Annotated in this window: 8 protein-coding genes; all 8 read left to right on the top strand. The window is 41.3% G+C overall.

All coding sequences use genetic code 11. The features are described from left to right. Positions 1–107: 107 nt before the first annotated feature. The 8 genes from ACVBJC_RS13760 to ACVBJC_RS13725 all read left to right on the top strand — a co-directional run bounded on the left by ACVBJC_RS13760 (position 108) and on the right by ACVBJC_RS13725 (position 10,637). On the top strand, positions 108–398 hold the full coding sequence (locus ACVBJC_RS13760; protein WP_447161334.1) for a YebG family protein: 291 nt from the start codon (positions 108–110) through the stop codon (positions 396–398). A gap of 85 nt (positions 399–483) precedes the next feature. Next, complete coding sequence (locus tag ACVBJC_RS13755; protein WP_447161333.1) at positions 484–942, top strand: GAF domain-containing protein; 459 nt, start codon at positions 484–486, stop codon at positions 940–942. A gap of 285 nt (positions 943–1,227) precedes the next feature. After that, entirely contained in the window at positions 1,228–1,866 is a 639-nt protein-coding gene (proQ, locus tag ACVBJC_RS13750; RefSeq protein ID WP_447161332.1) for an RNA chaperone ProQ, read from the top strand. A 33-nt stretch (positions 1,867–1,899) separates the two neighbouring features. Then, positions 1,900–3,945: a carboxy terminal-processing peptidase gene (gene prc / locus ACVBJC_RS13745; protein ID WP_447161331.1), complete on the top strand. Its 2,046-nt coding sequence runs from the start codon at positions 1,900–1,902 to the stop codon at positions 3,943–3,945. A 73-nt stretch (positions 3,946–4,018) separates the two neighbouring features. Then, the gene (gene pepN, locus ACVBJC_RS13740) at positions 4,019–6,580 is read left to right on the top strand and encodes an aminopeptidase N (RefSeq protein ID WP_447161330.1); all 2,562 of its coding nucleotides are present in this window, start codon (positions 4,019–4,021) and stop codon (positions 6,578–6,580) included. An 80-nt stretch (positions 6,581–6,660) separates the two neighbouring features. After that, entirely contained in the window at positions 6,661–6,888 is a 228-nt protein-coding gene (locus ACVBJC_RS13735; protein ID WP_439267608.1) for a DUF2835 domain-containing protein, read from the top strand. Between the two features lie 317 nt (positions 6,889–7,205). Continuing rightward, complete coding sequence (locus ACVBJC_RS13730) at positions 7,206–9,254, top strand: DUF1302 domain-containing protein (protein ID WP_447161329.1); 2,049 nt, start codon at positions 7,206–7,208, stop codon at positions 9,252–9,254. Between the two features lie 18 nt (positions 9,255–9,272). Then, positions 9,273–10,637, top strand: a complete 1,365-nt coding sequence (locus tag ACVBJC_RS13725) for a DUF1329 domain-containing protein (protein WP_447161328.1) — start codon at positions 9,273–9,275, stop codon at positions 10,635–10,637. The last annotated feature ends 6 nt before the right edge of the window (positions 10,638–10,643 follow it).

Genomic DNA, 10,643 nt, shown 5'->3' with positions numbered 1-10,643 from the left:
TACAGAGCCATTAACCGAATAAGTTTATCAGATATTCAAGAAAACTTGCATAAGAAGTTCAATCTATGAGACTCTCTACTGTATATAAAAACAGTGTGAGGTTGAATATGGCCGTTGTAACTCAATTTGTAGTTGTTAGAGAAGGGGTTGAAAAGATGACTTTTACATCTAAGAAGGAGGCTGATGCCTACGATAAGATGCTAGATATCGCTGATAACCTAATCCCGTTTTTAAGTAAGAGTGACTTAGGTTTGGAGGAGGTTAATATTGAAAAGTTAAGCTTTTTCTTGGCCGAGAACAAAGATGACCTGCAAGTGTTACTTAAAGGTGGATCACTAGAGAAAAAAGCATCGGTTAAGAAAACAGCTAAAAAAGCTGAGGACAAGGCAGAAAAATAAAACTCCTTGTTAATGCAGGTAGGTTTGTTGTTAGAATGTTGTAAGTATGCTTTTTTGTTTTAGATATAACGGTTGGATAGTATTAATGGAAGACGCTTTTTACGGCACGCTAGAACGTCAGGTGCGGGCATTATTTACAGATGAAGATGACACTATTGCAGCATTGGCAAATTTTTCAGCTTTTATCAATGACAACCTTGATGATCTTAATTGGGTTGGCTTCTATCTATTGAAAAATGATCAATTAGTATTAGGGCCGTTTCAAGGTAAGGTAGCTTGTTCTCGCATTCCAGTCGGTAAAGGTGTCTGTGGTACCGCGGTGGCATTAAATTCAACACAACGAATTGATGATGTTCACCAGTTTGCAGGTCACATTGCATGTGATAGTGCCAGTAACTCAGAATTGGTTGTACCTTTACGACAAAACGGATCTGTTATCGGTGTGCTGGATATTGATAGCCCATCGTTATCAAGGTTCAGTAAAATTGATCAACAAGGGGTCGAAACTTTGGTAAAAAGTCTCGAATTTTGCCTATTTGGTTAATCTACGACCAATTATCGCTAATTGGAGGTCGCAATCATTTGAAGCCTCTCTATAATAAGCGGTTTGAGTAATGAAAAAAACAAACACGTTTACATTCAAGATATGAATGCTTAGAGTTTGTGTATTATTGTTGCTAAGGTAGGTTTGATTTTAGGTATAAAAACAAATGTTAACGATTTTTCATTTGTTGTTTATGCGCAGATCAGACAAATATAAACGACACTTAACTGATACGAGTGATAAAGCTCTACGGTGGTGTCCCTTTTTTAAACTGTGGAAGTAAAGATGGAATCAACAGAAAAGTTGACCGATACCAACGCTATTCTTGCGTATTTGTACGAAACATTTCCTTTATGCTTTATAGCTGAAGGTGAAACTAAGCCATTAAAAATTGGGTTGTTTCAAGATTTAGCGGAAAGGTTAGCTGATGATTCTAAAGTCAGTAAAACTCAGCTCAGAATCGCGTTAAGAAGATACACGAGTAGCTGGCGCTACTTAAAGTGCGTGAAAGCAGGCGTACAGCGTATTGATTTAGACGGTAATGCTTGTGGTGAATTAGAGCAAGAGCACATTGATCATGCTCAAGCTACACTAAAAGAGAGCCAAGACAAAGCTAAGGCGAAAAGAGTTGCACAGGCCAAGAGTGCTAACCCAGCTGCAAAAACGGCTAAGAAGCCTGTTAAGAAGCCAGTTGCTAAACGTCCTAAGCAAGCTCAAAGCAGCAAACCTGCAAAAGAGCCTGTTGTGGCAGAAAATTTAGTACCTGCGGTTTTAGCTGAACTGAAACCAAAGCAGCGTGTTAATGTCAAATTAGGTAAGGCACCAGTAGCTGGTGTGATTTTGGACATCAAAAAAGAAGATGTTCAAGTTCAGTTAGACTCTGGTTTAACCATCAAAGTTAGAGCTGAACATATACTGCTGTAATGGCTTATTAGCACCTAAAGGAGTAACTTGTTGATGCGAAAACTTTCTCTGGCTGTATCCATTGCCGGTATTTTTGTCGGATTCTCGGCGTGGGCCGTAAGCCCTACTATTCAATTCAGCGAGTTGCCCGCTCTTAAGCAGGAACCGCAACATAAGGTTGCCAGTAAACGAGTGACAGGTTTATTCACTCGCTCCCACTATCATCGTTTTGATATGGATGACGCCTTCTCTGAACAGGTATTTAATCGATATCTAAAGCAATTAGATTATCGCAAGAATGTATTGTTGCAGTCTGATATCGATAGTTTCAAAGGCTATTCATCTGAATTTGATGATATGTTGAAAAGTGGTGATTTGAATCAAGCTTATAAGATGTTTGAGCTTGTTCAAAAACGTCGCTATGAGCGATTTGCTTATGCATTGTCTTTGCTTGATGAAGAGATGGCATTTGACGTTGCTAATGACGTTTATGAATACGACCGCGAAGATGCAAACTGGCCAACAACCGAAGCTGAGTTAAACGAGCTTTGGCGTCAACGTGTAAAATACGATGCATTAAACCTCTCTCTTACTGGTAAGAATTGGGATGAAATCGTCGAAGTCCTTGAGAAACGTTATAACAATGCGATTAAACGTTTAAGCCAAACCCATAGCGAAGATGTCTTCCAAGGCGTAATGAATGCATTCGCCCGCACAGTGGAACCTCATACAAGCTATCTTTCCCCACGAAATGCTGAGCGTTTCCAAATGGAAATGAATTTGAGCTTAGAAGGCATTGGTGCAGTGCTTCAAGTCGATGATGACTATACAGTGATCAAGAGTCTGGTTGCTGGCGGCCCGGCAGCATCAAGCGAAAAATTATCACCTGAAGATAGAATTATTGGTGTAGGTCAAGAAGGCAAAGAGATCGTTGATGTCATCGGCTGGCGTCTTGATGATGTTGTCGAACTGATTAAAGGTCCAAAGGGCAGTAAGGTTGTTCTTGAGATTTTACCAAAGAAAGGCGGCACCAACGCGAAAACGTTCGAATTGACAATTGTTCGCGATAAAATTCGTTTAGAAGATAGAGCTGCAACGTCTAAAGTGATTGAGCCAACAGACGGCCCTTACGCAAATCGTAAAGTGGGTGTGATTCAAATACCCGGTTTTTATATGGATTTGTCAAAAGACGTTTCTAAAGAACTTGCCGAATTAAAAGAAGCTAAAGTCGAAGGTATTATTATTGACCTTCGTGGCAATGGCGGCGGTGCATTAACTGAAGCAACGTTGTTAACAGGCTTGTTTATTGAACAGGGTCCAGTGGTTCAAATTCGAGATGCGAACGGTCGAGTATCACAAAATCGCGATAATGATGGACGAGTCACTTATGATGGTCCGTTAACCGTGATGGTTGACAGATACAGTGCATCGGCTTCTGAAATTTTTGCTGCAGCACTTCAAGATTATGACCGTGCACTTATTGTTGGCGAGTCTACCTTTGGTAAAGGTACGGTGCAGCAACATAAGAGCCTTGGTCGTATCTATGATATGTACGAAAAGCCTATCGGGCATGTGCAGTACACGATTGCTAAGTTTTACCGCATCAACGGTGGAAGTACTCAGCTTAAGGGTGTTACACCAGATATTCCATTCCCGAGCGCTTTAGAGCCAGGCGAGTATGGTGAAGCTGAAGAAGAAAATGCATTACCATGGGACAAAGTACCAGTAGCACAATACGGTACACTTGGTGAAATTTATCCGCAGCTTATTCAGAACTTGGACGGTAAGCATAAAGATCGTATTCAATCTGATGTTGAATTTAGTTATATTTTCCAAGATATTGCTGAGTTTAAAGAAAACCATGATGATAAAACGGTTTCTTTAGTTAAGACGGAACGTCTAGCTGAACGAGATGCAAACGACAAGAAACAACTTGATCGTGCTAACGACCGACTCGTAAGAGAAGGCCAAGAAAAAGTTAAGTCATTGGATGATATTTCTGATGATGTCGAAGTGGCCGATGCTTTCTTAGATGAAACAGCCTTTATCACGCTAGATTTAGCGGATATTGAAAAATTGGCAAAGAATCAAAAAAAGTAAAATCGACTCAATAAAAAAACGCGCTTTATGCGCGTTTTTTTTAATTCAAAATTAATAAATTAGAGGTTTATTCATGTCACAGCCCCAAGCAAAATTCCTCAAAGATTATCAACAACCACAATTTAAGATCAGCCATATCGATTTAGCATTTTCACTTGCAGGAAAAGAAACACAGATCATTGCGACCAGTCAGGTTGTTCGTCACGGACAACATAATGAGGCATTAGTCCTCGTCGGTGATGAGATTGAGCTGCTAAGTGTTACCGTCGATGGGAAAGATACTGCTTTTCAACAGCAGTCGGGTGAGCTGATTGTTGATACCAAGCTTAATGAATTTGAATTAAAAATAACGACTAAGTTAGATCCTGAGGCAAATACCAGTCTGGAAGGCTTATATATGTCGGATGGTGCATACTGTACTCAGTGTGAGGCTGAAGGGTTTAGGCGTATAACGTACTTTTTAGACCGCCCAGATGTATTGGCTATCTATACTGTGCGTATTGAAGCAGATAAACAGGCCTTCCCTTATTTATTGAGTAACGGAAACTTGGTCGATTCAGGTGACACAGAAGATGGTCGGCATTTCGCACTGTGGCATGATCCCTTCCCAAAGCCTGCTTATCTGTTTGCGCTAGTAGCAGGTGACTTTGACCTGTTGGAAGACAGCTTTACTACCTGTAGTAATCGTGAGGTTAAGTTGCAGGTATTTGTTGATAAAGGTAATTTAAATAAAGCTCACCATGCAATGGCATCACTTAAAAAGTCGATGGCTTGGGACGAAAGTCGCTTTAATTTAGAATATGACTTAGATATTTACATGATTGTGGCGGTCGATTTTTTCAATATGGGTGCCATGGAAAATAAAGGACTCAATGTATTTAATACTAAGTTTGTATTGGCGGATAAAGCTTCTGCGACTGATGATGATTACCATGGAATAGAGTCTGTTGTAGGGCATGAGTACTTTCATAACTGGACTGGTAACCGGGTAACTTGCAGAGACTGGTTTCAGTTAAGCTTGAAAGAGGGCTTAACCGTATTTAGAGACCAAGAGTTTAGTTCTGATCTTGGTTCTCGCGCGGTAAACCGTATTCATGCCATTAAAGTAATGAAGAACCAACAGTTTGCAGAAGACTCTGGGCCAATGGCACACGCTATCAGACCCGAGTCAGTGATTGAGATGAATAACTTTTATACGGTTACTGTTTACAATAAAGGTGCTGAAGTTATTAGAATGATGCATACCTTATTAGGCGAACAGGCATTCCAAAAAGGCATGGCCTTATATTTTGAGCGTCATGATGGACAGGCTGTGACTTGTGATGATTTTGTGTCAGCAATGCAAGATGCAAGTCAAGTTGATTTAAGTCAGTTTAAACGCTGGTATAGCCAAGCAGGCACACCGCAAGTTGAAGTCGAAGAGCACTATGATGCTGCAAATAACAGCTACAAGCTAACATTGTCTCAGTCGACCCCTGATACACCTGGCCAAACTGATAAGCAGCCCTTACATATCCCATTTGATGTGGAGATGATCAGTGCTCATGGTGATTCAGTTATTAGCGAAGTTCTGAATTTTACTGATAAACAACAAACCTTTACTTTTAGTGGCATGACTTCAAAGCCTATACCGTCGTTACTGCAAAATTTTTCTGCGCCAGTTAAACTGAGTTTTGATTACTCCATTGAACAACTTGTTCATATTATGCGTTTTGCTACTAGCGAAGTCGCCAAATGGGAAGCATCAGTTTCACTATTTAGTCAATCTGTGTGGCAAAATGTTGAACGATTACAACATAAGCAAGCAATGTTTATCGACCCAAGGATCCTTGATGCTTTTAAAGGGGTCATCCTGGCACAAGATCTTGATAAGGCACTCATGGCTGAGATCCTAACCCTGCCAAGCGCTGGTTCACTGATTGAACAGAAAAGTGCCGTTGACCTAGATAACCTCGCATTAGCAAGAGAGTTTGTTGTGCTTGAGATTGCGTCAGACGGTGAAGATGAGTTATTGGCTAAAGTGCGTGAGTTAAGCAGTATCGATGAGGCTGCAGCTCGTTCATTAAAAAATATCTGCCTAAGCTTACTTTTAAAAATAGAGAAAAGTTACGGCGAAGTGGCTAAGTCACAGTTCGATTCGGCTGATAATATGACTGACAGTTTAGGCGCTCTATCGGCATTAAATTGTGAGTCGTCAGCTATTCGTAATGAATTGATGAGGAAATTTGAACAAGAGTGGATCGATACTCCTTTGGTCATGGATAAATGGTTTGCTTTACATGCGACCTTAAATAGCCATGATTGCATCGAAAAGTTGCAGTCTTTATTTGAGCATCAAGCATTTAGTTTTAATAACCCGAATAGAGTTCGTTCTCTAATCGGCGCATTTGCAGCTGGCAATACGCTTGAGTTCCATCGAAAAGACGGGCAGGGCTATCAATTTTTGGCCGATGCCATTATTAAGTTAAATAAACTTAACCCGCAAGTCGCAGCTAGGATTATTACGCCGCTGATCCAATTCAAAAAGTTTGATAATCAAAGACAAGCATTGATGAAGAACGAACTGCAGCGAATCTTAGAAATTAAAGCACTTTCGAAAGATCTATATGAGAAAGTCACTAAAGCACTGGTTTAATCTTCGATAAAGTTATGGGGTCTTAGCCTGTTAAGACGATTACTGCAGGTCTAAGCCCCTATGTTAATGAGAATGTCACCGTGGCACCCAATAAAGTATTTAATTTCCCACTCAATATCAGTTATCAAACATTCTTACCTTATTATCGAGGCGAGATAAATAAAGTTGAAGTCATCGACCTTAATGGCCAAACATTATGGATTAACGCTAGGCATTTTCGGCCCTTTTTGACTCGTGAGGGTATAAAGGCATATTTTACTATGACTGTAGATAGCCAAGGAAACCTAATTAGCCTTATTAAAAGTTAGAGTAATTACTTCAAACGGTCGATTGCTTTAAACATGAATTCTTTATTGGCTATCTAACTTATAAGTTATTGTAATTACATTGTATATAAGCTTAAAAGTAGACGCATACCACTTCATCAATTACTGATTTAAATACAGCAACAAATTCTTGCTTGCTTACCTCCCTTAAGTGACGAAATCTTTTAAAGATTTTCCATGTTTCAACCTTGCTCGCCTCGTAAAAATGCTGTAACAATAGTGTTACCTGTAAGCTAACAGCATGTTGGTTAACAATTCCTATAACAAAAGAATCCAGCAGGTTACGGAGAGAAGCTAAAATGAAAAAGGTTAAAAACGGCTTAAATAAGTCGACGCTTGCTTTGGGGATAGTCGCGGCGCTCGGTTTTGGCATAACAAATCAGGCCAATGCGGTCTCATTTAATTGGGGAGAAGTAGAAGGAACATTCGATTCGACATGGACTGCTGGTGCTAGTTGGCGTGTTGAAGGTCGAGATTGGGATAATCAAATAGGTAAGGTGAATCACCCACAATTTGATTGGTCTGGATATTCAGCATTCGGTAACACTAAATACAGTGCCGCTGAGATTTGGGCGCAACCAGGTTCTTATTCTAGTAATGGCGATTTAGCCGATCTGCTATATACGCAAGGTGATACGACTGCAGAGATTGTTAAAGGACTACATGAGCTTTCTTTAAAGTATAAGAATTTCGGTGTATTTGCTCGTGGTATGTATTTTTACGATCGTAAGGCAAATGATGGAGATTATGGCTATAGCAATCCATTAACAGGCAAAGAGTACGATCCTTGTGAAGATAAAAAAGCTTCAGAAGTACAATGTAAAGATATACGTCTACTAGATGCGTTTGTTTATGCTGACTTTGACTTTAATGATGGTGCAAATCCTCTTTCAATTCGTGTGGGTAATCAGGTTGTCTCTTGGGGAGAAAGCACACTGATTGCACACGGAATTGGTGTCATCAATCCAGTTGATTTAAATATTCTTAATGCACCAGGTGCAGAACTTAAAGAAGCATTTAGACCACAAGGTATGGTTTGGGTTTCTCTTGGGGTGACCGACAATTTATCTGTTGAAGGTTTCTACCAATATGATTGGGAGCCTGTTTGGGTACCAACACCAGGCTCATTCTTATCAACTAATGATTTCGCCGGCTATGGCGGCTATTACCAAAATGCACAGCTAGGTTTTAACGCAAACCCAGATATGGATCTCGACTTCTTGTTGTCTGAATACAATACCCTCGTTGGTATGGTCGGCTCAGGTGCTGTTGATCCCGCAGATTTGGCTAAACTTGCACTGGCTTATCCAACAAAAGCAACGTTAGTTGAAGATCCTGCATCGGCAAGTGATGATGGTCAATGGGGTATAAAGCTCGGTTACTACGCACCAGAATTGGGCGAGACTGAATTCGGTTTGTATTACATGAATTACCACAGTCGTCGTCCACTCATTAGTGGTACTACTGCTAACTTCTCTGAAGAGGCTATTGGCCGCGACTTACAACGTCTAGGCGGCAAAGCACAGTCTGGCGAAGCCATGACGCGTGAAGACTTGTTAGCGTTAGAAACATTCTCTAAGGCGCAGATTGTTTACCCTGAAGATATCCAATTAATGGGTGTGAGCTTTAATACACTGCTTGGTGACACTTCTGTTGCGGGAGAAATTGCTCACCGCCTAGATGAACCATTACAAATTGATGATGTAGAGTTACTATTTGCGGCAATGCCACAGCAGTTAGCGAATGCAGGTTTGCGCCCAGATTTGGACGGTATTTCTCAAGTTGAAAATTACGGCCCAGGCGAATATGCAGAAGGCTTTATCCGCCTAGATACCACTCAAGCACAGACGACATTTACCCATCTATTTGGCCCGACATTGGGCACCGATAATCTTACTATGTTAGCTGAAGTTGGTGGCGTGTGGATCCATGATATGCCAAGCCATGATGAGCTTAGATTAAATGGTCCTGGTACTGCGCGCTCAGGTGGTAACCCAGATATGCCGGGGATCATTGAGGCACTTCATAACGGACCTGAAACGAACCCTTTCCCTACTGACTTTGCTTGGGGTTATCGCCTCGTTGCGAAAGCGGACTATAACAACGTGTTGGGTGGGGTAAATATTGCGCCTCGGATCATTTTCTCTCATGACGTTGATGGTATTACGCCAGATCCGATGTTCCTGTTTACCGAAGGCAAAAAATCAGTGGCATTAGGCGTGAACTTTGATTATCAAAGTCGTTGGGGCGCAGATATCTCTTATAACACCTTCTTTGGTGGCGTCGGCACGACAAATTCATTAGCTGACCGAGATTACGTTTCGTTCAACATTAAGTATTCAATCTAAATCACAAGGACAATAACAATGAATAAACTTGCGATATTGCCTGTAGCAGTGATGTTTGCTTTAAGTGCTCCAAGTGCTTTGGCTAAAGTCTCTGAAGCAGATGCAGCTAAATTAGGCACTGAGTTGACGCCACTTGGCGGAGAAAAAGCGGCAAATGCTGATGGTTCTATTCCTGCATGGGACGGTGGCATCACTAAACCTGTAGCAGGATATAGCCAAGGAATGCATCACCCAGATCCATTCCCAAGCGATAAAATAGAATTTACTATTACTAATGCAAATAAAGATCAGTACAAAGAGTTTCTCTCTGATGGTCAAATTAAGTTGTTTGAGTTGTATCCTGAGACATTCAAGATGAATGTCTATCAGACTCGCCGCTCAGCTTCTGTACCGCAGTTCGTCTATGATGCGACCAAAGAAAATGCAACCCGTGCAGAGTTAATTGATGGTGGCAACGGTATTACGGGAGCCTCAATTGGTATTCCGTTCCCAATGCCTGAAAATGGTTTAGAAGTTATCTGGAACCATGTACTTCGCTTTCGCGGTGTAGATATTAAAACATCTCGTAGTCAGGCTGCACCGACTGCTGGGGGGAGCTATACCTTAGTTGAAACGGCAGAAGAAATTCGTTTCCAATACTCTCGCCCAGAAATGACACTGGATAAGCTGTCCAAAGATAATACGTTGTTTTTCTTTAAACAAGTTGTTACTCAGCCTGCACGTTTAGCGGGTACCGCATTGTTAGTTAAAGAAACCATGGATCAGGAAAAATTGCCTCGCCAAGCCTGGACCTACAATACCGGCCAACGTCGAGTGCGTAAGGCGCCAAATGTTGCTTTTGATACGCCTGGTACCGTGTCAGACGGCCTGAGAACAACAGATGATTTTGACATGTTTAACGGCTCGCCCGTGCGCTACAACTGGGAGTTAGTAGGTAAGCAAGAGCTGTTTATTCCATACAATGACTACAAGTTGCACTCGGATAAGCTTAAATATGACCAAATCATTACGCCTGGACATATTAATCCTGACCACGTGCGATACGAAAAGCACCGTGTGTGGGTCGTAAAAGCAACGCTTAAGGAAGGAATGCGTCATATCTATAAGGCACGTACTTTCTATATCGATGAAGACTCATGGCAGGTATCCGTTGCCGATCTTTACGATAACCGTGATGAGCTATATCGCGTGGCAATAGCCCATGGCTTGAACTATTACGAAGTGCCGACTCAGTGGAGTACATTGGAAGTGTTCCATGATCTTCAGTCACGTCGTTATATTGCTATGGGTCTAGATAATGAAGGCCGTATGTACGACTTCGATGCAAAATTGAGTGAAGCAAACTTTACTCCAGCTGCATTGCGCCGTGCAGGTATTCGTTAATCCACC

The sequence above is a fragment of the Shewanella sp. 0m-6 genome (assembly GCF_052977325.1).
The sequence above is the reverse complement of the archived record's forward strand: the minus strand, read 5'-3'. Positions and strand labels throughout refer to the sequence as shown.

Excerpts from the sequence above, each read along its gene's own strand:
- ACVBJC_RS13755 (WP_447161333.1), top strand. The coding sequence starts at position 484 with ATGGAAGACGCTTTTTACGGCACGCTAGAACGTCAGGTGCGGGCATTA.
- ACVBJC_RS13725 (WP_447161328.1), top strand. The coding sequence starts at position 9,273 with ATGAATAAACTTGCGATATTGCCTGTAGCAGTGATGTTTGCTTTAAGT.
- ACVBJC_RS13760 (WP_447161334.1), top strand. The coding sequence starts at position 108 with ATGGCCGTTGTAACTCAATTTGTAGTTGTTAGAGAAGGGGTTGAAAAG.
- ACVBJC_RS13730 (WP_447161329.1), top strand. The coding sequence starts at position 7,206 with ATGAAAAAGGTTAAAAACGGCTTAAATAAGTCGACGCTTGCTTTGGGG.
- prc (WP_447161331.1), top strand. The coding sequence starts at position 1,900 with ATGCGAAAACTTTCTCTGGCTGTATCCATTGCCGGTATTTTTGTCGGA.
- proQ (WP_447161332.1), top strand. The coding sequence starts at position 1,228 with ATGGAATCAACAGAAAAGTTGACCGATACCAACGCTATTCTTGCGTAT.
- pepN (WP_447161330.1), top strand. The coding sequence starts at position 4,019 with ATGTCACAGCCCCAAGCAAAATTCCTCAAAGATTATCAACAACCACAA.